The sequence below is a fragment of the Thermasporomyces composti genome (assembly GCF_003386795.1).
GTDB lineage: Bacteria > Actinomycetota > Actinomycetes > Propionibacteriales > Actinopolymorphaceae > Thermasporomyces > Thermasporomyces composti.
The window spans coordinates 179,313-203,496 of the sequence record NZ_QTUC01000001.1 but is presented as its reverse complement, the minus strand read 5'-3'; the positions used below and the strand labels follow the sequence as shown (position 1 = coordinate 203,496).

19 protein-coding genes are annotated in these 24,184 nt (G+C 69.4%); 18 read left to right on the top strand and 1 reads right to left on the bottom strand.

Features of this window, described 5'->3' with window-relative positions; genetic code table 11:
• Positions 1-46: 46 nt before the first annotated feature.
• The 9 genes from ftsW (at position 47) to DFJ64_RS00840 (ending at position 8,915) form a co-directional block, all read left to right on the top strand.
• Positions 47-1,273 (top strand): putative lipid II flippase FtsW, encoded by a 1,227-nt coding sequence (ftsW, locus tag DFJ64_RS00880; protein ID WP_245940874.1) that lies wholly within the window; start codon positions 47-49, stop codon positions 1,271-1,273.
• Positions 1,274-1,279: 6 nt separating this feature from the next.
• On the top strand, positions 1,280-2,389 hold the full coding sequence (gene murG, locus DFJ64_RS00875; RefSeq protein WP_115848711.1) for an undecaprenyldiphospho-muramoylpentapeptide beta-N-acetylglucosaminyltransferase: 1,110 nt from the start codon (positions 1,280-1,282) through the stop codon (positions 2,387-2,389).
• Complete coding sequence (gene murC, locus DFJ64_RS00870) at positions 2,386-3,840, top strand: UDP-N-acetylmuramate--L-alanine ligase (RefSeq protein WP_115848710.1); 1,455 nt, start codon at positions 2,386-2,388, stop codon at positions 3,838-3,840. The genes murG and murC overlap by 4 nt, the downstream gene beginning before the upstream one ends.
• 5 nt (positions 3,841-3,845) lie before the next feature.
• On the top strand, positions 3,846-4,604 hold the full coding sequence (locus DFJ64_RS00865) for a cell division protein FtsQ/DivIB (RefSeq protein WP_170152456.1): 759 nt from the start codon (positions 3,846-3,848) through the stop codon (positions 4,602-4,604).
• A gap of 191 nt (positions 4,605-4,795) precedes the next feature.
• Positions 4,796-6,304, top strand: coding sequence for a cell division protein FtsZ (gene ftsZ / locus DFJ64_RS00860; RefSeq protein ID WP_115848708.1), 1,509 nt, complete (start codon positions 4,796-4,798; stop codon positions 6,302-6,304).
• Entirely contained in the window at positions 6,301-7,038 is a 738-nt protein-coding gene (locus DFJ64_RS00855; RefSeq protein ID WP_115848707.1) for a YggS family pyridoxal phosphate-dependent enzyme, read from the top strand. Before ftsZ ends, DFJ64_RS00855 begins: the two co-directional genes overlap by 4 nt.
• A gap of 65 nt (positions 7,039-7,103) precedes the next feature.
• The gene (locus DFJ64_RS00850; RefSeq protein WP_115848706.1) at positions 7,104-7,598 is read left to right on the top strand and encodes a cell division protein SepF; all 495 of its coding nucleotides are present in this window, start codon (positions 7,104-7,106) and stop codon (positions 7,596-7,598) included.
• Between the two features lie 119 nt (positions 7,599-7,717).
• Complete coding sequence (locus DFJ64_RS00845) at positions 7,718-8,008, top strand: YggT family protein (RefSeq protein WP_115848705.1); 291 nt, start codon at positions 7,718-7,720, stop codon at positions 8,006-8,008.
• Between the two features lie 106 nt (positions 8,009-8,114).
• Positions 8,115-8,915 carry a DivIVA domain-containing protein gene (locus tag DFJ64_RS00840; protein WP_115848704.1) on the top strand — a complete coding sequence of 267 codons (801 nt, stop codon included), beginning with the start codon at positions 8,115-8,117 and terminating at the stop codon, positions 8,913-8,915.
• Between the two features lie 236 nt (positions 8,916-9,151).
• Here the strand turns inward: DFJ64_RS00840 and ileS are convergent, their stop codons facing one another.
• Entirely contained in the window at positions 9,152-12,379 is a 3,228-nt protein-coding gene (gene ileS, locus DFJ64_RS00835; RefSeq protein WP_245940873.1) for an isoleucine--tRNA ligase, read from the bottom strand.
• 230 nt (positions 12,380-12,609) lie between these two features.
• Here ileS and DFJ64_RS20130 point away from each other — a divergent pair, with 230 nt between their 5' ends.
• The 9 genes from DFJ64_RS20130 (at position 12,610) to DFJ64_RS00790 (ending at position 24,183) form a co-directional block, all read left to right on the top strand.
• Positions 12,610-13,527, top strand: a complete 918-nt coding sequence (locus DFJ64_RS20130) for a DUF167 family protein (RefSeq protein WP_211310449.1) — start codon at positions 12,610-12,612, stop codon at positions 13,525-13,527.
• On the top strand, positions 13,500-14,177 hold the full coding sequence (gene lspA, locus DFJ64_RS00825; RefSeq protein ID WP_115848702.1) for a signal peptidase II: 678 nt from the start codon (positions 13,500-13,502) through the stop codon (positions 14,175-14,177). Before DFJ64_RS20130 ends, lspA begins: the two co-directional genes overlap by 28 nt.
• Positions 14,174-15,127 carry an RluA family pseudouridine synthase gene (locus tag DFJ64_RS00820; protein ID WP_115848701.1) on the top strand — a complete coding sequence of 318 codons (954 nt, stop codon included), beginning with the start codon at positions 14,174-14,176 and terminating at the stop codon, positions 15,125-15,127. The genes lspA and DFJ64_RS00820 overlap by 4 nt, the downstream gene beginning before the upstream one ends.
• A 93-nt stretch (positions 15,128-15,220) precedes the next feature.
• Positions 15,221-15,550, top strand: a complete 330-nt coding sequence (locus tag DFJ64_RS00815; protein ID WP_211310448.1) for a chorismate mutase — start codon at positions 15,221-15,223, stop codon at positions 15,548-15,550.
• 147 nt (positions 15,551-15,697) lie between these two features.
• Positions 15,698-19,228 (top strand): DNA polymerase III subunit alpha, encoded by a 3,531-nt coding sequence (gene dnaE / locus DFJ64_RS00810; RefSeq protein ID WP_115848700.1) that lies wholly within the window; start codon positions 15,698-15,700, stop codon positions 19,226-19,228.
• Positions 19,229-19,321: 93 nt separating this feature from the next.
• Positions 19,322-19,945 carry a hypothetical protein gene (locus DFJ64_RS00805; RefSeq protein ID WP_147304553.1) on the top strand — a complete coding sequence of 208 codons (624 nt, stop codon included), beginning with the start codon at positions 19,322-19,324 and terminating at the stop codon, positions 19,943-19,945.
• A 363-nt stretch (positions 19,946-20,308) separates the two neighbouring features.
• Complete coding sequence (locus DFJ64_RS00800; RefSeq protein ID WP_115848698.1) at positions 20,309-21,778, top strand: DUF3352 domain-containing protein; 1,470 nt, start codon at positions 20,309-20,311, stop codon at positions 21,776-21,778.
• Positions 21,779-21,985: 207 nt separating this feature from the next.
• On the top strand, positions 21,986-23,308 hold the full coding sequence (gene hisD / locus DFJ64_RS00795) for a histidinol dehydrogenase (protein ID WP_115848697.1): 1,323 nt from the start codon (positions 21,986-21,988) through the stop codon (positions 23,306-23,308).
• A gap of 65 nt (positions 23,309-23,373) precedes the next feature.
• Positions 23,374-24,183, top strand: coding sequence for an inositol monophosphatase family protein (locus DFJ64_RS00790; protein WP_115848696.1), 810 nt, complete (start codon positions 23,374-23,376; stop codon positions 24,181-24,183).
• The last annotated feature ends 1 nt before the right edge of the window (position 24,184 follow it).

Below are 24,184 nucleotides of genomic sequence, written 5' to 3'. Positions count from 1 at the left end.
AGACCCTTGGTCACCGAAGGCCCTTGGTCACCGGAGTGGGAGCGGCGTGACGACGGCGACGCGGGAGCGTACGGGATGGCTGGCTGACGCGAGGCGATCTCTCGACCGGCCGCTGACCTCGTACCACCTCGTACTCGGAGTCAGCGGCCTGCTGCTCGCGCTCGGCGTGGTCATGGTGCTCTCGGCGTCGAGCGTCTACTCGCTCCAGCGCTACGGCAACCCGTACGCGGTGGCGAGCCGGCAGCTGATGTGGGTGGCGGCGGGGTTACCGCTGGCGTTCGTGGCCTCGCGCCTACCGCTGCGTCTGGTGCGCGCGTTGGTCCTCCCGGGGCTGTTGGCGGCGATCGTGCTGCTGGCGCTGACCTTCACTCCTCTCGGGGTGGAGATCAACGGCAACCGGAACTGGCTGTCGTTCGGTGGCCCGTTCCTGCTCCAGCCGAGTGAGGCCGCCAAGCTCGCGCTCGCGCTGTGGGGCGCCGACCTGCTCGCGCGCAAGTCGCGCCTGCTGCACGACTGGAAGCACCTGTTCATCCCGTTCGTTCCGGTCAGCGGTGTCGTCCTGGCCATGGTGCTCGGCCAAGGCGACCTCGGGACGTCCCTGGTGCTCTTCTCCCTGGTGCTGGTCCTGCTGTTCGTCGTGGGCATCCCGATGCGCTTCTTCGCAGCGCTCGTGGTGTGCGTCGCCGCCTTGGTGACCTACCTCGCGGTCACTGCTCCCCACCGGATCAGGCGGCTGACCTCCTTCCTCGACCCCTTCGCCGACTACCACGACACCGGCTGGCAGGCCGCCCACTCGCTGTTCGCTCTGGGGACGGGCGGATGGTGGGGTGTTGGCATCGGCAACAGCCGGGAAAAGTGGGGCTCTCTCCCCGAAGCCCATACAGACTTCATCTACGCCGTCATCGGTGAGGAACTCGGACTAGCCGGGACGACGATCGTCCTCGCCCTGTTCCTCACCCTCGCCTACGCCGGGGTGCGGATCGCCTTGCGTGTGGAGGACACCTTCGTCCGATTGGCCGCCGCGGGGATCACGGGCTGGCTCACCTCACAGGCCGTGATCAACATGGGCGCAGTCTTGGGTCTCCTTCCCATCGCCGGGATTCCGCTGCCTCTGGTGTCATACGGTGGGTCCGCGATGCTTCCGACGTTGTTCGCCATCGGTCTGCTCGTGTCGTTCGCTCGAAGCGAGCCGGCGGCGCGCGCCGCGCTCGCCGACCGAGCGGCAGCCCGTGCGGCCAGGAAGCGTCGCTCGGCACGTTCGAAGGAGGGTTGAGAGTCGGTGCACGTGGTCCTCGCCGGTGGAGGCAGCACCGGACATGTGAGCCCCGCGCTGGCACTCGCCGCCGCGCTCCGCCGGGCCGACCCGGACGTGGGTCTGACCTTTCTCGGCACCGAGGAAGGCCTGGAGGCCCGGGTTGTTCCCGCGGCGGGCTACGAGCTCGTCACGATCCCGCGCGTGCCGTTGCCACGCGAGCTCACCCCTCGCCTGCTCACCGTGCCGGGCCGTCTCGCGGGCGCGGTGCGCGCCGCCGCGGCGGTGATCCAGCGCACCCGGGCGAGCGTCGTCGTGGGTTTCGGCGGCTACGTCGCGATGCCGGCCTACCTGGCGGCCCGACGGCTCAGGGTGCCCGCGGTCGTGCACGAGCAGAACGCGCGCCCCGGCATCGCGAACCGGTTCGCGGCCCGGTTCGTCACCGAGCACGTGGCGGTGAGCTTCCCCGGCACGCCGCTGCGACACGCGACGTTCGTCGGACTACCGCTCCGGCGGGAGATCACCACCCTCGACCGCGCCGCGCTTCGACTCGAGGCGAGGGCGGCCTTCGGCCTCGACCCCGAACGGCCGACCCTGCTCGTCACCGGCGGCTCGCAGGGCGCCGTGCGCATCAACGAAGCGGTGTCGGGCGCCGCGGCCGAGCTGGCCGAGGCGGGCATCCAGGTGCTGCACGCGACCGGGCCACGCAACACCGTGACCGTGCCGGACCGCCCCGCCGGTGCACCGCCGTACGTCGCGGTGCCGTACATCGACCGCATGGACCTGGCGTACGCGGCGGCGGACCTGGCGATCGCACGTGCGGGTGCCAGTTCCGTGACCGAGCTCGCGGCGGTCGGCCTGCCGGCGATCTTCGTCCCCTACCCGGCCGTGGCGGGGCACCAACGCTTCAATGCCCAGCCCGTGGTCGACGCCGGCGGCGGTCTCCTCGTCGATGACGCGGACTTCACCCCCGCTTGGGTCCGCGAGCACGTCGTCGCGCTGCTCACCGACGCCGACCGACTGACCGCGATGTCCAAGGTGGCGCGAGACCTCGTGCCCGCCGACGCCGACGACCGACTAGCCGAGCTGGTCCGCTCGGTCGCCAGCGCAGGGAATGCCGGAAAGGGTGGCCGATGATCATTCCTCCGCCTCCGGAGATCATCCCAGCGGAGAAGTTGGGGCACGTGCACTTCGTGGGCATCGGCGGCGCCGGGCTGTCGGGCATCGCGCGCATCATGCTCGCCCGCGGGATGACCGTGAGCGGCAGCGACGTCAAGGACTCGCCCACGCTCACCGCCCTCCGCGCGCTCGGCGCGACCGTCTACGTCGGCCACGACCCGTCCCACCTCGACGGCGTCGACACAGTGGTGGTGTCCACGGCGATCAAGGAGAACAACCCGGAGGTGGTGGAGGCCCGGCGACGTGGCCTCCTGCTGTACTCCCGAGCCTCCGCGTTGTCCGCGGTCATGGACGGCCGCCGGGTCGCCGCTGTGTCGGGGGCGCACGGCAAGACCACCACCTCGTCGATGCTCGCGGTGGCACTCCAGCACTGTGGCGCCGACCCGTCGTTCGCCATCGGCGGCAACTTCAACGACACCGGAACCAACGCCCACGACGGCACGGGTGACATCTTCGTGGTGGAGGCCGACGAGTCCGACCGCGCGTTCCTGCAGTACTCCCCGGAGGTCGCGGTCATCACGAACGTCGACCCCGACCACCTCGACATGTACGAGTCCCGAGAGGACTACCACCGCGCCTTCGACGCCTTCGCCGACCGGATCGTGCCGGGCGGCGTCCTCGTCGCCTGCATCGACGACCCGGGTGCCCGGCGGGTGGCGGAGGCCGCCCGTGCGCGTGGCATCGACGTCCGCACCTACGGAGAGTCGCCGGAAGCGGATGTCCGGGTGGACAACGTCCAGCTCCACCCGTTGAGCTCGACGTTCGACCTCGTGGTCGACGGCCGCCGGGTGGGCTCGGTGGACGTCCACGTGGCCGGGCGTCACTACACCCTCAATGCCGCGGCCGCGTTCACGGCGGGACTGGGCCTTGGCTTTCCCTCGGCTCAGCTGAGGGAGGGCTTGTCGAGCTACACCGGCACGCGCCGCCGCTTCGAGTACAAAGGCAGCGCGGGAGACATCCGCGTCTACGACGACTACGGTCACCATCCGACGGAGATGGTCGCCACCCTCCGCGCGGCTCGGAGCGCGGCTGGGGACGGGCGAGTCGTCGTGTGCTTCCGGCCGCTTCGGCACACCCGGACCAAGTTCTTTCACAAGGAGCTGGGGGAGGCGCTCGGGCTCGCGGACGAGGTCGTCGTCATGGACCCGACCGGCGATGACCCCATCCCCGGTGTCACCGGCGCGCTGATCGTCCCGCACATCCCGCTCCCGGCGGAGCGCATCGTCTACGAACGCTCCTGGTCAGCGGCTCCGGTCCGGGTGGCCGAGCGGGTGCGGCCGGGTGACCTGGTGCTCACCCTCGGGGCGCCGGACGTGGCACTCATCGGCCCGGAAGTCCTGGAGCTCGTCGGCGGCCGAGACGACGCCGACGCCGGGGCCGGCGACAACGACCAGGACATCCGAGGATGACTCGCGTGGCGCGGAGAGCGCGGTCGGGGACCGTGCCGTCCTCCGCCCGCCGATTCATCCGCAGGCAGTGGGCCCGCCGGCTGTCTCGGCTCCGTGTGCCGCTCATCGCCGCCGGAGTGCTCCTCGTGCTCGGGGCGGCCGTGTGGGCGGTGGGCTTCTCGTCCCTGCTCGACGTGCGCGAGGTGACGGTCCGGGGTGTGAGTACGGCGTCGGGTCTTTCGGTGGCGCAGGTACGTGAGGCGGCCGCGGTCCCGCTCGGTCGTCCCCTCGCCCGCCTCGACCTGGACGCCATCCGCACACGCGTCATGGAGCTGCCGCCGGTGCGGACAGCGACCGTCGAACGGTCGTGGCCTCACACGGTCCGCATCGGCGTCACCGAGCGCACCCCGGTCGGCGTGTGGCGCGAAGGCGCCGTCCATCGCCTGGTTGACGTCGAGGGTGTGCCGTTCCGAACCGTCGACCCTGTCAAGACCTCGTTGCCGATCGTCGAGGCGGCGCCGTCGGCCGGCCGCTCGCCGGAGCTACGTCGGGCCGGTGCACGGGTGGTGGCGGACCTGCCCCGAAGCCTTCGCCCGCGGGTGCAGGTCGTCCGGGTGGAGTCGGTCGAGTCGGTGGTGATACGACTCACCGACGGCGTGGTGGTGAAATGGGGGAGCGCTGAGGAGGGAGCCGCGAAGGCTCAGGTTCTCCAGGTCCTGTTGCGCCACCTGCCAGCCAAGGTCTACGACGTGAGCGCGCCGAGGTTCCCGGCGACACGGGCGTGAGGCGGCGACGGGAACAGGACACGCCGAAGACACGGCTTCGCCAGCCCTGGACGGCGTGTTGTGTTGCTTCGCCTGACACGGCTTCCGTACCGTTCTGGCAGCCGAGGTTGACATAACTATAACCCTTTACTTGAGGGTGAGAGTTTATGGACGACCGGGTCGAGCGGATTTCCTACTGAGAGGCGAGCGTCGTGGCGGCACCGCAGAACTACCTCGCGGTCATCAAGGTCGTCGGTATCGGCGGCGGAGGTGTCAACGCGGTCAACCGGATGATCGAGGTCGGCCTCAAAGGCGTTGAGTTCATCGCGATCAACACAGACGCGCAGGCGCTCCTGATGAGCGATGCCGACGTCAAGCTCGACATCGGCCGGGAGCTCACGCGCGGGCTCGGAGCGGGGGCCAACCCGGAGGTCGGCCACAAGGCGGCCGAGGACCACGCCGAAGACATCGAGGAGGTCCTCAAGGGCGCCGACATGGTCTTCGTCACCGCTGGGGAAGGCGGTGGGACGGGCACCGGTGGCGCGCCGGTGGTCGCGCGCATCGCGCGGTCGCTGGGCGCCTTGACCATTGGTGTCGTGACACGCCCGTTCTCCTTCGAGGGGCGGAAGCGGGCGACGCAGGCTGAGGAGGGCATCAACCGCCTGCGCGAGGAGGTCGACACCCTCATCGTCATCCCCAACGACCGGTTGCTGTCGATCAGCGACCGTCAGGTGAGTGTGCTCGACGCGTTCAAGCAGGCCGACCAGGTCCTGCTCCAGGGCGTGTCCGGGATCACTGACCTGATCACCACGCCCGGTCTGATCAACCTCGACTTCGCCGACGTCAAGAGCGTGATGTCGAACGCCGGTTCGGCGCTCATGGGGATCGGGTCAGCCCGGGGCGAGAACCGCTCGGTGGCAGCGGCCGAGATGGCGATCTCCAGCCCTCTGCTGGAGGCGTCGATCGACGGAGCCCATGGTGTCCTGTTGTCGATCGCTGGGGGTTCAGACCTCGGTCTGTTCGAGATCAACGAGGCGGCCCAGCTGGTCTCGCAGGCCGCGCACCCGGACTCCAACATCATCTTCGGCGCGGTCATCGACGACGGTCTCGGAGACGAGGTCCGCGTGACGGTCATCGCGGCGGGCTTCGATGGCGGGATGCCTCGACGTCGTCAGGAGCAGCAACAGGAACGGCTACCGGGTCGGCCCGCGTCCAGGTCGGGAGTGAGCTCGCTGCCGACGCAGGGCGGCCAGGTCTACGGTTTCCGGCGTCCGGGGGAGCTCGGCTGGCCCGCATCCTCGACCTCGCGCACGTCGAACGGCGCTGGTCAGTCGGCTGAGACCAGCCACGCCCCTGACGCGCCGGCGCACTCGGTGCAGCAGCCGTCCGGGCCGGCCGCAGACCAGCACGAGGCCCAAGCGGCGACCAAGCCGGCCGAGGCGCCCACGGCGGCGGAGCAAGCGAGCGAGGCGGAGGTGCGGACGGCAGCCGCGGCAGCCGGTGGCGACGTCGGGCGACCGACCAGTGACCTCGCTGCGCAGACCCAGGAGCTGCGTCAGCGGCTGCTGGGCAACAGCCCGTACGCGCGCTCCGACACCCACGCCGAGTCAAGCCAGCGCGGTGAGGGTTCGGTCAGCCGGCCGCTCTCGTCCAGTCGACCACCGCTGCGCCCGGCCCCTGACGAGGGCGACGACCTGGACATCCCCGACTTCCTGAAGTGACGCCGGGGTCGCCACGGGTCTACCTCGACGCTAACCGGCCGGAACGCCGCGCGGAGCTCGCCGCCAACCTCGCTGCGGTTCGAGCGAGGATCGCGCGTGCCTGCGAGCGTGCCGGCCGGCACCCGGACGAGGTGACCCTCGTCGCGGTGACGAAGACGTTCCCCGTCTCTGACATCCGGCTCCTCGCCGAGCTTGGCGTCCGCGAGATCGGCGAGAACCGTGACCAGGAGGCGCGCGAGAAGGCAGCGGCATGCGCTGACCTCGGTCTCACCTGGCACTTCGTGGGCCAGCTCCAGACGAACAAGGCCCGCTCCGTGGCGCGCTACGCCTCGGTCGTTCACTCCGTCGACCGGGTGCGGCTCGTTCACGCCCTGGAACGGGCCGTCGCATCAGTCCGGTCGGACCCTCTCCGGTGCCTGGTCCAGGTACGCCTGGATGACGAGCCAGGCCGAGGCGGCGCCGACCCATCGGCCGCGGTGGAGCTCGCGGACGCGATCGCGGCGGCACCCGGGCTGCTCTGCGCGGGCGTCATGGCGGTGGCACCGCTCGGCGTCGACCCCGAGTCCGCGTTCGCGCGGCTCGCCGAGGTCGCCCAGGCGGTCCGGTCTCGCCACCCCGAGGCCACCTGGATCTCGGCTGGGATGAGCGGCGATCTGGAGGCCGCGATCGGCCACGGCGCGACACACGTGCGGATAGGGCGTGGGTTACTAGGTGCTCGGCCGAGGAACAGGTAGCGTCATCGCGGACGGAGCCTTGACGGGTTCGACAGTCGCAGTTCAACCAAGAAGGCGAGAGGTCAATGGCGGGCGCCCTGCGCAAGGTCGCGGTCTACCTCGGTCTCGTCGAAGACCAGGGCCGCTACGACGACGAGTATGACCCTGCCTACGAAGGCGACTACGACGCCGACGAGCGTGAGCCGCGGTCGGGCGAACCACCGTCCGTGCACGAGGAGAGGGTGGGCAACGTCGCACCCTTCCCCGAGCGTCGTCGGGTCCGGGTGGCGCCGGAGGCGCCGCCGTCGCGCATCACCACCCTGCACCCGCGCACGTATAACGACGCGCGGCTTATCGGGGAGCACTTCCGCGAAGGCACTCCGGTGATCATGAACCTCACCGGAATGGACGACGCGGACGCCAAGCGCCTGGTTGACTTCGCCGCAGGGCTGATCTTCGGCCTGCGTGGCAGCATCGAGCGCGTGACAGCCAAGGTTTTCCTGCTCTCGCCCGCCAACGTAAACGTGCGGGCCGAGGACAAGGAACGCATGGCTGAAGCGGGCTTTTTCAACCAGAGCTGACCGGCGCGGAGCACCACACAGCGCACCACTCCGGCCCCGGTCCTCGGCCGGCTAGCGGCGTGCCGCACCGCTCGGGGATAGGGTCGAAACCCAAGGTCAGCCCACCCTGAGGAGCGGATGTGCAGGTCATCGGCGAGTTGATCTACGTCGCGCTGTGGATCTACCTCGTGCTGCTGTTCATCCGGCTGGTCGTGGACTGGGTTCAGGTCTTCGCCCGGTCGTGGGTGCCGAGTGGGATCCTGCTCGTGGTATTGGAGGGGGTCTACACCGCCACCGACCCGCCGTTGAAAGCGTTGCGCCGCGTGGTGCCGCCGTTACGCTTCGGCGGCTTCGCGCTCGATCTGTCCTTTTTGCTACTTATCGTGATCATCTATGTCCTGCAGATGCTCGTCTTGAGCTTTATGGCATAGAGTGGCAAGTCACCGGCATGTGGAGCCCACCCGGGTGTTTGTCACCCAAAACCGGGTACCGTTGCTCCCAGCCAGTTGTCGAAGCCTGCGAGCCTGAGGTGAGGTCATGCCGCTGACACCCGAGGACGTGCGCAACAAGCGCTTCACGCCCGTCCGCTTGCGGGAGGGCTACGACATGGGGGAGGTCGACCAGTTCCTCGACGAGGTCGAGTCTGAACTGGAGCGGCTCCACCACGAGAACGAGGACCTCCGGCAGAAGCTTGCGGCTGCGCAGCGCGGCGAGGGGGTCTACAAGCAGCCTATGGGCGACGACGCCATGGTGAGGCAGGCCCAGGGTGCGGGGCCCTCCAGCGTGGCGGAGGCGTCGAGCGCGGCCGCTCGTCTTCTCGAGATCGCCACCCAGAACGCCGACCAGCTCGTGGCCGAGAGCAAGGAGCAGGCCAACCGCATCCTCGCCGAGGCTCGCGCCCGCGCGGAGCGGATGGAGAACGAGGCTCGTGGTCTGGCCAGCCGGCTGGAGTCCGAGGCCCGGGCGAAGGCGGAGCAGCTGGAGCGAGAGACCGCGGAGAAGCGCAACCAGCTGTTCGGCCAGCTCGACAAGGAGAAGGCTCGTCTGCAGCGCGAGGTCGACGAGCTGCGCGCCTACGAGCGGCAGTACCGCAGCCGCCTCAAGGCCTACTTCGAGAGCCAGCTGCGGCTGCTCGCCAGCCAGGGCAGCGTCGAGAACAGCATTCCCGCGCCGAACGTGGAGTCGTCCAACGGCCCGCGGCCCGTCAACGCCCACAAGCAGCCGTCGGCGATCGGCGGCAGTGGCGAGCGGGTGGACCGTGGCGACCGCGTGAGCAGCGGCGCGGCGACGCCCCGCCTCAACGCTCTGCTCGAGGACGACGACGACTCCGCCATCTAGGCCATCCAGCTCACCGGCCTAGCTCGCCGGGCCCAGCCCGCCGGCGTGGTGTCCCGGCGAAACCGAAGGGCGTGACCGCACCACCGACGAAGGCCTCGACTGACGCCACGAGGGCTCTAGCCGCGCCGTTTGGGGAGCGGCTAGAGCCCTCGTCGTGTACGCGGCCGGCTCCGACCGTGCCGGCCGGGTGGCCGGTGCGGCTCGTCCCGGCCGGCACGGTCGGTCAGTGACACCGCTCAGGTGTTCGCCGCTCGCGTGAACCAGAACGACAGACCCAGAGCCTCGGCGTCGCCGGTGACGATGTCGGCCGTCTCGGCCGGTGGCTTCTCGTGAACCTGGACCGCGAGGACCTCGTCCGCGATGAACCCCTCGTGCTCCCGCAAGGCAGCCGCTGTCTCGGGGTCGGACGCGGACCACCAGAGCGTGATCCGATCGCTCACCTCGAGACCGGCCTTCTTCCGGGACTCCTGGACGAGGCGGATGACCTCGCGAGCGATGCCAGCGCGGCGCAGCTCCTCGGTCACGGTGAGGTCGAGTGCCACCGTCTCACCGTGCGCGTTGGCGACCGCCCAGCCCTCGCGTGGACGCTCCGACGTGATCACCTCGCTGGCCTCGAGGACCACCGCGGTGCCGTCGACGTCCAGCGTGGCCTGACCCGTCTGGCGCAGCTGCTCGACCAAGGACGCGGCGTCGGCCGCGGTGACCGCGGCGGCGATCCGCGGCGTGTCCTTGCCGAACCGTTTGCCGAGCGCACGGAAGTTGGGCTTGACGGCGTACTCGACGAGCGAGTCACCTGTCTCGGACAGGCCGTGCACGGTGAGGACGTTCAGCTCCTCGGCGACCTCACGGCGCAGCTCTTCCGGCAGGTCCGTCCACCCCGAGGCGCCGACCAGAGCCTGACGAAGCGGCTGACGGGTGCGGACCTTGGCCTCGGCTCGCGCGGCCCTGCCGAGCTCCACCACGCGGCGGGCCAGAGCCACCTGAGCGGCCAGCCGGTCGTCGATGGCCGCCTCGTCGACCGCCGGCCAGTGGGCGAGGTGCACCGACTCCGGCGCGTCGGGCGCCACCGGGCGGACCAGCCGCGCCCACACGTACTCGGTGACGAAGGGCATGAGCGGTGCCAGCACCTTCGTCAGCACCTCGAGCGTCTCGTGCAAGGTCGCGAACGCGGCCGAGTCACCGGTCCAGAAGCGGCGCCGGGACCGGCGGACGTACCAGTTCGACAGGTCGTCGATGAACTGGCTCAGCAGCTGTCCGGCGTACTGGGTATCGAACCGCTCGAACGCCGCCTCGACCTCGCGCACCAGACGGTGCGTCTCCGATCGCAGCCACCGGTCGAGGACGTGGGAGGGCTGTTCACTGGACGCCCCGGGCGTCCAGCCGGCCAGCCGGGCGTAGAGGGTGTGGAACGCCACCGTGTTGAGGTAGGTGAGGATGACCTTGCGGACGACCTCCTGGATCGTGGCGTCGCCAACCCGGCGAGCCGACCACGGCGAGCCCGAACAGACCATGAACCACCGCACGGCGTCCGCGCCGTGCCGGTCGAGCAGCGGGATCGGCTCCAGGACGTTGCCGAGGTGCTTGCTCATCTTCCGACCGTCCTCGGCCAGGATGAGCCCGAGGCAGACGACGTTCTCGTACGCCGACCGATCGAACACCAGCGTGCCGACGGCCATCAGCGAGTAGAACCAGCCGCGCGTCTGGTCGATCGCCTCGCAGATGAACTGCGCGGGGAAGGCGCGTTCGAACCGTTCCTTCGACCCCGGCACGTACGGGTAGCCCCACTGGGCGAACGGCATCGCACCCGAGTCGTACCAGGCGTCGATGACCTCGGGCACCCTGGTCGCGGTCTGCCCACACGGCCCGCCGTCCTCGGTGTGTCGGCAGGTGAAGGTCACCTCGTCCACGTAGGGGCGGTGCGGATCCAGGTCGGACAGGTCGCGGCCGGCGAGCTCGCCGAGCTCCGCCAGCGATCCGACGCACGTGTAGTGGCCCGCGGGGCAGACCCAGATCGGCAACGGCGTACCCCAGTAGCGGTTCCGGGAGAGCGCCCAGTCGACGTTGTTCCGCAGCCACTCGCCGTAGCGGCCGTCCCGGATGGTCTCGGGATACCAGTTGGTGCGTGCGTTCTCCTCCAGCAGGCGCTGCTTGATCTCCGTCGTCTTGATGAACCACGACGGGACGGCGTAGTAGAGCAGCGGCGTCTCGCAGCGCCAGCAGTGCGGGTAGCTGTGCTCGTAGGTTTCCGCACGGAAGAGCAGCCCGCGCTCCCTGAGGTCGGCGATCAGCGTGGGATCTGCCGCCTTGAACGACATCCCGCCGACGAGTGGCACCTCGGGGTCGAAGGTGCCGTCGGCGCGCACCGGATTGACGATCGGCAGCCCGTACGCCTTGGCGACCCGGTAGTCGTCGGCACCGAACGCCGGCGCCTGGTGGACCAGGCCCGTGCCCTCCTCGGTGGAGACGTAGGAGTCGACCACGACGAAGTGGGCCGACGGCTGCCCCTCGGCGGCATCCTCGCCGGTGCTCGGGAAGGGAATGAGCGAGAACGGCCGGGTGTAGGTCCAGCGCTCCATCTCGGAGCCGCGGAAGCGTGCTGTCACCCGCCAACCCTCGCCCAGTGACGACAGGAGAGCCTCGGCGACCACCAGGGTCTCGTTGCCGTCCGTCGCGGCGACGTAGTCGACCTCGGGGTGAACGGCGACGGCGGTGTTGGACAGCAGCGTCCACGGTGTCGTCGTCCAGACCAGCAGCGCCGCCTGGCCCGCCAACGGACCCGAGGTGAGCGGCATGCGGACGTAGACGGACGGGTCGGCGACGGTCTGGTAGACGTCGGGCTGGCCCAGCTCGTGGTCGGAGAGCGGGGTGCCGCAACGCGGGCAATAGGGGCTGATGCGGTAGTCACGCACCAGCAGGCCCTTGTCGAAGATCTGCCGCAGCGACCACCAGACGCTCTCGACGTACTCGCGGTCCATCGTGCGGTAGGCCTGGGTCATGTCGACCCAGTAGCCGATCCGTTCCGTGAGCTCGGTGAACGCGTCGACGTGGCGTTGGACCGACTCGCGGCACGCCGCGTTGAACGCCGCGATGCCGTACTCCTCGATCTGCTGCTTGCCCGACAGACCGAGCTCCTTCTCGACCGCCACCTCGACGGGCAGACCGTGGCAGTCCCAGCCGGCCTTCCGTTCGACGTGCCGGCCGCGCATGGTCTGGAACCGCGGGAAGACGTCCTTGAACACCCGGGCCTCGATGTGGTGGGTGCCTGGCGTCCCGTTGGCGGTCGGCGGGCCCTCGTAGAAGGTCCACGGCTGCCCGCCCGCCGTCATCTCGAGTGACTTCTCGAAGATGCGGTGCTCACGCCAGAAGTCCAGGACCTCCCGGTCCACGGAGGCCAGGTCCACATGGGGGTCCACGACCCGATAGGCGCGGTTGTTGGTGTCCTTCACCGGTTCTCCGGTCCTCAAGGGGGTAATCTACGGACGGCCCATCCTAGTGGCGTGCTCTTCCTGGCGCGGCGGCGCGCGAGGCGTCGTCGCCCTCCTCTCTTATCCGATCGTTCATCCGATCGTCGATCGACCCTGGCCGCTCATGATCAACCGGCCCGTCGCGCGAGCCCCGGAGGCGTCGTGACGCCGGCGTCCCTGATCGTCGGACCCGGGGCGGCGGCGGTTGGCGACCGATGCACACTGTCCTGATGGAGACGTCGCGGCGGGTTAGAGTCCGGGTCAAACCAGGCGCTCGACGCACCCACGTCGGCGGGCGGTACGACGGCCCGCACGGACCCGCGTTGGTCGTGGCCGTCACCGCTCCGGCCGTGGAGGGGAAGGCGACACGAGCCGTGATGGAGGCGGTCGCCCAGGCCTTCGGTGTCTCGAGTCGTCAGGTTTCCTTAGTGTCGGGTGAGCGAAGCCGTGACAAGATCATCGAGGTGTCTGGGACTCTCGTCGAGGAGCGGCTCCAGGAGCTGCTCGACGACGCGGCCTCCGCGGACGTGTCGAAGAGCGCCCGGCGGAAGGCCCGGACCAAGGCCACCGGGACGAGATCCCGGGCCAGCTCCGCCATGACGAAGACGTCAGCTGCCAGTACGACAGATACGACAGAGAACGCGAAGGTGAATTCCAAGACCGTGAGCAAGCAGACGAAGCCGGAGGAGGGGCGGCCCACCATGAACGCGTCGGACGTCGCGACATCCCAAGCCCCCGACTTCGCTGAGCGGGCTTCGGCCCTGGTCGTCCGCGATGACGAGGACGCGTGGACGGCGGAGGAGCTCGCGGAGGTGCACCGTGAGCTCACGGCCGACGCCAAGCGCCTGCGGGAGGAGCTCGACCTGGCGACCATCGAGCTCGCTGATCTGCTTCGGGACAGCGGTGACGGCGCGGGCGACGACCAGGCCGAAGTGGGCTCCAAGGCGTTCGAGCGCGAGCACGAGCTCTCGCTCACGAACAACACCCGCGACCTGCTCATCCAGACCGAGCGCGCGCTGGCCAGGATCGACGACGGTACCTACGGCGTTTGCGAGGGTTGCGGCCAGCCGATCGGGAAGGCTCGGCTGCTCGCCTTCCCTCGTGCGACACTGTGCGTGTCATGCAAGCAGAAGGAGGAGCGTCACTGAACGACGCCAACCACGCCGACCGAGCCCTCCGGCGGCGTTGCCTCGTCCTCGTCGCCGTTATCACGAGCCTGGTCCTCGCCTTGGACGTGGTGACCAAGCTCGTGGCGATGGCGCAGTTGGCGGGTCGCCCGCCGATCTCCCTCCTCGGCGGACTCCTCACGCTCCGGCTCGTGCGCAACTCCGGTGCGGCGTTCGGGCTGGCGCAGGAGTACACGATCATCCTCTCCCTGCTCGCGATCGGCGTGGTCGCCGTCGTGCTCCGACTGTCGAAGCGCCTGCGCAGCGTTCCCTGGGCGGTCGCCTTCGGCCTGCTGCTGGGAGGAGCACTCGGAAACCTCAGCGACCGCGTGTTCCGAGAGCCCGGGTTTCTGCGCGGCCACGTGGTCGACTTCATCGCGCTCCCGTACTGGCCGGTGTTCAACCTGGCCGACACCGCGGTGTGCGTGGCGGCCGGCCTGATCATGGTCATGGCCTTGCGCGGCCGACGGTGGGATGGCACGACGGACACCGACCCGGCGCGGCCGGACGAGGGCGCGCCACCGCCGGAGGGAGAACAGCGCACGACCGAGCCACCGGAGCGGTCAGCCCCTAGGACCGTCTCGACGAGATCAGCGATCGCCCGCGACGTACCCGCGGTAGAACCGGAATGAGCGTGACGTTGTCGACCGGATCACGCCGGAGCCTCCCCGTGCCCGACGGCCTCGAGGGGGAGCGCCTGGACACCGCGTTGGCGAGGATGTTCGGACTCTCCCGGACGAAGGCGGCTGAGCTGGTGGAGAGTGGCCAGGTTCTCGTCGACGGCTCCCCTCTCCCCAAGTCGGCGCGGGTGAGCGCTGGCGCATGGCTGGAGGTCGAGCTTCCAGGCCCTGCGGAGCCAGTCGCTCCCAAGACCGTCGAAGGCATGCGGATCGTCCACGACGACGCCGACATCGTGGTCGTGGACAAGCCGATCGGCGTCGCGGCCCATCCCAGCCCCGGGTGGCGGGGACCCACCGTCGTGGGTCACCTTCACGCTGCCGGGTTCCGTATCGCGACGTCTGGCGCGGCGGAGCGGCGAGGGATCGTCCACCGGCTCGACGTGGGCACCAGCGGCCTCATGGTCGTGGCGAAGTCCGAGCTGGCGTACTCGGTCCTCAAGCGCGCGTTCAAGGAGCGGCGGGTCGACAAGTACTACCACGCGCTCGTCCAGGGGCACCCCGACCCGTCGCGAGGCACGGTGGACGCGCCGATCGACCGTCATCCCACCCACGACTACAAGTGGGCCGTGGTGGCCGGTGGGAAGTCGGCCGTGACCCACTACGAGACCCTGGAGGCGCTCCGGTACGCCAGCTTGCTCGAGATCCGGCTGGAGACCGGGCGTACCCACCAGATCCGGGTGCACATGAGCGCGATCCGGCATCCGTGTGTGGGTGACCTCATGTACGGCGCCGACCCGGTGCTGGCGCGTCGACTCGGCGTCACCAGGCAGTGGCTGCACGCTGTCCGGCTGGGGTTCACCCATCCCGCCACCGGGCTGTGGGTCGAGTTCACCTCCCCCTACCCGGAGGACCTGGCTTCCGCGCTGGAGACCGCCCGCGAGGAGACGGAGCGGGTCACCTAGCGAGACGAACGTCTCGCCATGTTGAACGGCTGATCACCTTCCGCCTAGCGTGGGGCGCTGGTTTGGCGTGAGTCTTCGTCGAAGGAGTCGAGGGTGCCCGACCCGACCGACCACCACCCCTCGATCGGTGCCCTGATCAGCAGAGAGGTGCCCGCGTCGCTGGCCGAGTGCCGGCAGCTGATCGACGAGGTCGACGCGTTGCTCGCCGTCCTCCTCGAGTACCGCGCGACGATCAGCGCGCGTGTCCAACAGCTCAAGCCGGTGGGCGGGCGCGCTGGGCGCGACCCTCGCCGTGAGGCGGAGATCGTCGATCGGATGGCGCGGTGGGCGCCGCGGTTGGGCCCCCGACGCCTCCGCCGCATCATGACCGCGGTGATCGAGGAGAGCCTGGACCTCGCGGAGGAGGCACCGGCTGCCCGCTGATCGTCGGCCGGTGATCTGCGTTGACCATCGTCCGGCGACCGGCTCGAGGGTCGCGCGGCGCGTCCCCTTCGGCCCTGTCCCAGGTCGGTCCTAGAGTCGGGACCCCCGGAGAGTCGGGGTCCCCGGACCAGAGGAAGGCGCACCAGCATGGCTGATTCGTTCGTGCATCTCCACGTCCACACCGAGTACTCCATGCTGGACGGGGCGGCGAAGCTCAAGGACATCTTCGCCGAGGTGCAGCGGCTCGGTATGCCTGCCGTGGCCATCACCGACCACGGCAACCTCCATGGCGCCTACGACTTCTTCACCAAGGCCAAGGCGGCGGGGATCACTCCCATCATCGGCCTGGAGGCCTACGTCGCGCCGGAGTCACGCTTTCACAAGGCGCCGGTGCGGTGGGGCCAGCAGCACCAGAAGGACGACGACGTCTCCGGCGGCGGCGCCTTCACGCACATGACCATCTGGGCCCGGGACGTCAAGGGCCTGCACAACCTCTTCAAGCTGCAGACTCGCGCCTCGATGGAGGGCTTCTTCCGGAAGCCTCGGGTCGACCGCGAGCTACTCGCAGAACACGCTGAGGGCCTCATGGCCACCACCGGGTGTCCGTCCGGGGAGATCCCGACCAAGATCCGGCTCGGCATGGAGCGCGAGGCGCTCGAGGCGGCGGCGGAGTTCCGCGACATCTTCGGCGCGGAGAACTTCTTCGTCGAGCTGATGGATCACGGGATCGAGATCGACAAGCGGGCCCGTCCGGGCCTGGAGAAGATCGCCCGTGAGCTCGGCCTCCAGTACGTCGTCACGAACGACTCGCACTACACCTACGAGCACGAGGCGACCGCGCACGCCGCGTTGCTGTGCGTGCAGACCGCCTCCACCCTGGCGGCACCGGCGTTCCAGCTGGAGGGATCCGGCTACTACCTCAAGTCGCCGGAGGAGATGCGAGCCCTCGACGACTCGCCGGAGTGGCAGGCGGGCTGCCGTACCACGCTCGAGATCGCCGAGCGGATCGACACCACGGGGATGTTCGAGCCACGCAACCTCATGCCCCGCTTCGAGGTTCCCGAGGGCTACACCGAGGAGTCGTGGTTCCGCGAGGAGGTCTGGCGGGGCATGCGCCGCCGCTTCCCCAACGGCTACTCCGAGGAGTACCGGCGGCAGGCCGAGTACGAGATGGACATCATCATCCAGATGGGCTTCCCGTCGTACTTCCTGGTCGTGGCCGACTTCATCATGTGGGCCAAGAACAACGGCATCGCCGTGGGGCCCGGCCGGGGATCGGCGGCGGGCAGCCTGGTGGCCTACGCCCTCGGCATCACCGACCTCGACCCGATCAAGCATGGCCTGATCTTCGAGCGGTTCCTCAACCCCGAGCGCGTCTCGATGCCGGACATCGACATCGACTTCGACGAGCGTCGGCGCGGGGAGGTGATCCGCTACGTCACCGAGAAGTACGGCGAGGACAAGGTCGCGCAGATCGTCACGTTCGGCACCATCAAGGCGAAGGCGGCGATCAAGGACGCCGCACGGGTGCTCGGCTACCCGTACGCGCTCGGTGACAAGATCACCAAGGCGATGCCACCGGCGGTCATGGGGAAGGACATCCCCCTGTCCGGCATCTTCGACGAGAACCACCCGCGCTACCACGAGGCGGCCGAGGTCCGGGCGCTCTACGAGCAGGATCCCGACGTTCGCAAGGTCATCGACACCGCCAGGGGACTGGAGGGCCTGATCCGCCAGACTGGCGTCCACGCGGCGGGCGTCATCATGTCGGCCGAGCCCTTGGCCGACCACATCCCGCTGATGAAGCGGGAGACCGACGGAGCGATCATCACGCAGTTCGACTACCCGACCTGCGAGACGCTCGGCCTGCTCAAGATGGACTTCCTCGGGCTGCGCAACCTCACCATCATCGATGACGCCCTGCGCAACATCGAGGCCAGCCGCGGCGAGAAGATCGACCTGCTCTCCCTGCCGCTCAACGACAAGCGCACCTACGAGCTGTTGTCCCGCGGGGACACGCTGGGCGTCTTCCAGCTCGACGGCGGACCGATGCGGTCGCTGCTCCGGTTGATGAAGCCGGACAACTTCGAGGACATCTCCGCGGTGCTCGCGCTGTATCGGCCGGGCCCGATGGGGGCGAACTCCCACACCAACTACGCGCTGCGCAAGAACGGCCAGCAGCCCATCACGCCGATCCATCCCGAGCTGAAGGAGGCGTGTGAGGAGATCCTCGGCGAGACCTACGGCCTGATCGTCTACCAGGAGCAGGTGCAGCGTCTCGCCCAGAAGGTCGCGGGCTACTCGCTCGGCCAGGCCGACCTGCTCCGCCGAGCGATGGGCAAGAAGAAGAAGGACGTGCTCGACAAGGAGTTCGTGCCCTTCTCGGAGGGCATGCGCGCCCGCGGCTACTCCGACGAGGCGATCAAGACCTTGTGGGACATCCTGGTTCCGTTCTCCGACTACGCCTTCAACAAGGCTCACACCGCCGGGTACGGCCTGGTGTCGTACTGGACGGCCTACCTCAAGGCCAACTACCCAGCTGAGTACATGGCGGCGTTGCTCACCAGCGTCCAGGACGACAAGGACAAGATGGCCGTCTACCTCAACGAGTGCCGTCGCATGGGCATCAAGGTGCTGCCGCCGGATGTCAACGAATCGGCCGCGAACTTCACCCCGGTCGGCACCGACATCCGCTTCGGGCTCTCGGCGGTCCGCAACGTCGGCGCCAACGTCGTCGATGCCATCATCACCGCGCGGGAGACCAAAGGGCGGTTCACGGACGCGGTGGACTTCATGGCCAAGGTGCCGGCGAGCGTGTGCAACAAGCGGGTCGTGGAGTCGCTCGCCAAGGCCGGCGCCTTCGACTCGCTGGGCCACCGACGGCGCGCGCTCGTGGCGTGGCACGAGGACGCGGTCGACTACTTCGCCGACCAGAAGCGTCAGGAGGCGATCGGCCAGGACTCGCTGTTCGGGTTCGGCGACGACACGGACGGGGCGACCGACGCGATGATGGCGCCGCAGCTCCCGGACGTGCCGGAGTGGGACAAGTCGACCCTGCTCGCGCACGAACGGGAGATGCTCGGCCTCTACGTCTCCGACCATCCGCTCTTCGGCATCGAGCACGTCCTGGCGAAGGCCTCCGACACCACGATCGGCGCGCTGCTGACCGACGAGGAGCGCCCCGACGGGTCTGTCGTCACCGTCGGTGGGCTCATCACCGGCGTCACCCGGAAGATGACCAAGCGAGGCGACCCCTGGGCGATCGTCACGCTCGAGGACCTCGAGGGCGCGATCGACGTGATGTTCTTCCCGTCGACCTACCAGCTCACCTCCCACCAGCTCACCGAGGACGCCGTCATCGTCGTCAAGGGTCGGCTCGACCGTCGTGACGAGGTGCCGCAGCTGGTGGCCATGGAGGTGTCCACACCCGACCTCACCGACCAGCAGAGCGGTCCGGTGGCGATCTCCCTGCCCAGGGAGCGCTGCACCCCGCCCGTCGTGGATCGGCTGAAGGAGATCTTCGCCACCCACCCAGGCCTGACGCAGGTGCACGTGCACGTGCGGGTTGATGGGAAGACCGAGGTGTGGCGCCTGGAGGACCGCTGGCGGGTCACGCCCTCCACCGCGTTCATGGGCGACCTCAAGGCGCTCCTCGGTCCAGGCTGTGTCCGGGTGTGACAGCCCTCGGGACGCCTCGTCAAACCAGGGGCGTCGCCTCACGATCGTGGTGCGGGCCCGGGTGGCGCCGGGGGACCTCTATGATCTGGCGCGGTGACCACACCATCGAGCTCCCCGACTCCGCCGCCGGCGTCCGTGCCCGCCGTCCCCGGCGCGATCGGACGCGGTGAACCCACGGCGCGGGTCTGGGCCTTCGTGGTGCCCCTCGTCGTCCTCGCCGTGGCCGGAGTCGTGGCGGGCCTGGTGTGGCCGTTCCTCGTGCCCGATGTCCAACTCCGCATGACGGAGGTCGGCCCCTACCCGGCGAGCGAGCAGGACGCCGGACTCCTCGCCTCGATGGACGGTTGGTACGCCGTCCTCGGTGGCGGGGCGGGAGTCATGCTCGGCGCTGTCTTGGGAACGGTCTACCTCCGCCACGGTCTCGTCACGGTGTTCGCTCTCCTCGTCGGTGGCCTGGTGGCTGCCGTGGTGTCGTTCGTCACCGGCAGCCTGGTCGCCAACGGCGCGGTCGTCCTGCGGTGGGAGCCCGACCTTCCCATGGGGGCCTTGGCGCCGGCTCCGTTGACGCTACGCGCCTGGGGCTTCCTTCTCGTATGGCCCATCGCCGCGCTCATGCCGCTGCTGCCGCTGGCCTGGCTGGGCTGGGCGGACGACGCAAACCACGAGTTCTCCACCGAGGGGCCGGACCGTCACCGAGACATCGAGGTCATGCGCTAGCGTTTTGCCGCCACACGTCCGCCTACGACGGGGGTGTCCGTCTTGTCGCACGATCAGCCACCATACGATCCACATCGGTCTGGCTACTCGCCGTCGGGCGGCCCTGGCGGGCCGCCGCCGGGTCAGCCTGGCTTCGGCCAGCCTGGTGGGCCTCCTGCGGGTCCACAGCCCGGTGGTCAGCCGCCCTATGGTCCGCCGCCGAGTGGTCAGCCGCCCTTCCCTCCGCCTGGTCAGCCTGGCCAGCCGGGTCCAGCGCCGTACGGCCCTCCGGGCCGGCACGCGTCCACGCCGCCGGGTGCGTCCCCCACGGGCGGCCCGGGCACGCCTCCTCAAGGGCCGTGGGCTCAGGGCTCGGCTCCGGGTGTGCCGCCATCGGAGCCCAAGCGCGGTCGAGCGTGGCTCGCGGCCGGTGTCGCGGCGCTCCTCGTCGTCGCGGTTGGTGGTGGCGCGTGGGCCTTCAACGCCCTCCGCAGCAAGGGCCCGCAGCCCGAGGAGGTCTTGCCCGCCGACGCGGTCGCCTACGTCCGCATGGACCTCGACCCGTCCGCCGACCAGAAGCTCAACGCCCTCCGGTTCTTCAAGAAGTTCCCAGAGGTCGACAAGAAGCTCGGGGACGAGGAGGAGGATCTGCGCAAGACCCTGTGGGAGGCGATCGCGTCCGAGGACGACGACCTGAAGGACCTCGACTACGCCACGGACATCGAGCCGTGGCTGGGCAACCGGGCGGCCATGGCTGCGGTCCCGGCCGGTGACAGCGGGACCGAACCAGTCGCGGTCCTCCACATCACCGACCAGGAGAAGGCTGAAGAGGCGGTCAAGAAGATCCGCTCCGAAGACGACGACACCGGCGTCGCCTTCACCGATGACTACATGGTCATCGCCGACACCCAGCAGATCGCTGACGACGTGGTCAAGGCCGCGGCGGAGAAGCCACTGGCCGAGAACGAGGACTTCCGCGCCGACATGGCCGCCCTCGACAGCACGGGTGTGCTCTCCTTCTGGGCCGACGCGAAGGAGCTCGCCAACGAGGTCGGTGACGAGTCCATGGGGCAGCTGGGCGCGGCAAGCACCCAGTTCGACGGGCGCGTCGTCGGGGCTCTCAGCTTCGAGAGCAACTACGCCCAGCTGGAGGCTCGCCTGCGCGGGGGACAGATCCCCGAGGTGCAGGACAAGGGCATCAAGCTCGGTGAGCTGCCGGAGTCGACCGTGGTCGGGCTCTCGGTCGCCGGTGCCGGCGCGTCGCTTGAGCAGAACTGGTCGATGGTGGAGAGCGCGCTGAGGGCCTCCGCGGGCGACCAGTACAACGCCGTGATCGACGCCGCTCGGCAGCAGTTCGGGATCGAGCTGCCAGGTGACCTGGTGACCATCCTCGGCAAGGAGTTCACCATCGCGCTCGACGAGGAGGGGCTCGCCGACGCCGTGCAGGGCCGTGCCTCCGCGCTCCCGAAGGTGGGATTCCGGTCGACGCCTGCTGACGTCGACCAGGCCAAGGACGTCCTGGACAAGGTCACGAACCTGCTGTCGGCGGCCGGTGCGCCGTTCCAGCTGGGAACGGCCACCTCGTCCGATGCGGTGGCGCTGGCCACCAGCGAGTCCTACGCGCAGGCGCTCGTCGAGGAGGGAGGCCTGAGCGACACAGACGCCTTCCGGCAGGTGGTGGCCAACACCGAGAACGCCCAGTTCGGGCTGTTCGTCGACATCGACAAGCTGGAGCAACTGGCGCCGTCGTCGATGTCGAACCGGGACGTCATCGAGCCGCTCAAGGCCGTCGGGATGTCCGGGTACACCACCGACGACGGTGCGGCGTTCACCCTCAGAGTCCTCGTCAACTAACCGACGCGCACTCGCACCTCGTCGCGGCGCCCCACCGGCGTGGTCGGTCGGGGCGCCGCGACGTCTTCTCAGGGGGTGGCACCTCGGCTGAGCTGAGCGGCACCAGGTCCGGCGTGAAATCGGATAGGTCGGGCGAAACGCAACGCCCCGAAGCTGGTGTCGGCAGCGCACGACGCGGTTCGCGACCGGCGCCCTAGACTCGGTGACGTGATCCGTCGTATCGACCTTCGCGGCCGCCGTGCCCGCGGTGAAGCCCTCGACTACCGCAGCCTGGTTCCTCGGGCGGAGTTCGACGTCGACGCAGCGATCGAGGTCGTCCGCCCCATCATGGACGACGTTCGACACCGGGGGACCGAGGCGCTCCTCGAGATCGCGAGCCGCGACGGCGTGGAGGTCACGGATCTTCGGGTTCCCCCCGAACGGCTCGAGCGGGCGCTCGCCGAGCTTGATCCCGCGGTGCGTGCGGCGTTCGAGGAGTCCATCCGCCGGTTGCGCGTGGTGAGCGAGGCCGAGCTGGAGAAGGAACCCAGCGTTGAGGTCGTGCCCGGCGGCCGGGTGGCCCAACGCCTGATTCCCTACCAGCGGGTCGGGCTTTACATTCCCGGCGGTCTGGCGCCCTTGGCATCCACCGTGGCGATGAACGTCGTCCCCGCCCAAGTCGCAGGGGTCGGCTCGATCGCGGTGGCCTCGCCCGCCCAGCGGGAGTTCGGCGGCCTGCCGCATCCCACGATCCTGGCGGTGTGCGCGCTGCTCGGCGTCGATGAGGTCTACACCGTCGGCGGCGTCGGCGCGGTGGCCATGTTCGCCTACGGCACCGAGACGTGTCCCCGGGTCGACTTCGTGGCCGGTCCGGGTCGGATCACCACCGTGGCCGCCAAGCGCCTGGTCAAGGGAGTCGTCGGGATCGACTCGGAGGCCGGTCCGACCGAGATCGCCATCCTCGCGGACGACAGCGCCAACCCCGCCTTCGTGGCAGCCGACCTGATCAGCCAGGCCGAGCACGACACGATGGCCGCCAGCGTTCTCGTCACGCCCAGCGAGACGCTCGCCACGCGGGTCCTGCACGAGATCGAGGCGCAGGTCCGGGCGACCAAGCACGTCGACCGCATCACCGAGGCGCTCGGTGGTGAGCAGTCCGCGATCGTGCTGGTCGACGACCTCGAGCAAGGACTGGCCGTCGTCGACGCCTACGCCGCCGAGCACCTAGAGATCCACACCGTCGATGCGGACCGCTGGGCGGCGCGGGTGCGCAACGCCGGCGCCATCTTCGTCGGACCGTGGTCCCCGGTCTCGCTCGGTGACTACTGCGCTGGCTCCAACCACGTGCTCCCCACCGGTGGATGCGCGTGTCACTCCTCCGGACTGTCGGTCCGGAGCTTCCTGAAGGCGGTCCACGTGGTCACCTACGACGAGCGAGCGTTGCGCGAGGCCGTTCCGCACGTCGTCGCGCTCGCCGAGGCGGAGGACCTTCCGGCACACGGCGCCGCGGTACAGGTTCGGTTCGTCGACGATCCCGGTGGGTATTCCTGAGGCCCCACGGTGCCGTTCGCGCCGCCTGAGATACTGCCCACCGATCGAACGGAGCAGGTATCACCATGACCACACCGGCGGATGACCGGTTCGATGACCCCATGACCCTCGACAGTGACCTGCGCGACCTCGCGCTCGCGGCGGCGCACGCGGGCTCTTACGCGATCTTGCGTGAGCTGCGTCTGGGCAGCGTGGAGGTGAACTCCAAGGCACACGCCGCCGACTTCGTCACCAGCGCGGACAAGGCGGCCGAGCAGGCCATCCTTCGCCTGATCAGAGCCGCCCGACCGCACGACGCGATCCTCGCCGAGGAGTCTGGCGTCCACGCCGGTGAGAGCGGAGTCCGCTGGCTGGTCGACCCTCTCGACGGGACGATGAACTTCGTCCACAGGCGTGGCGACTACGCGGTGTCGGTAGGTGTCGAGCGGGATGGACAGGTGGTCGCGGGGGCGATCGTCCGGCCCGCTGACGGTGAGTGGGCGACTGCGGGAGGTGGAGAGGCGTTCGGTCGGTCGGTGACACCGCGAGTCTCTGCGGCCACCGACATCGGCGATGCTCTCATCGGCATCGGGCTCCCCAGCGGGCTCGAGCAGCGGCTGCGCGTTCAGGCGTTCGTCAGTGACCTCATGCATCACATCCGCGACTACCGGCGCAGTGGTTCCTCCGCTTGCGAACTGCTGTCCGTGGCACTCGGCTCCCAGGAGGGGTATCTCGGGTTCGGCGTCAACCTGTGGGACGTCGCGGCCGGCATCGCCTTGGTCCACGCCGCGGGGGGAAGCTGCCAGTGGGTCACCACCGAGTCCGGCATGGACGTGCTTGTCGCCGGCACCCCCGCTGTGACGCAAGCCCTGGTTGGCATGGTCAAGGTGATATGAG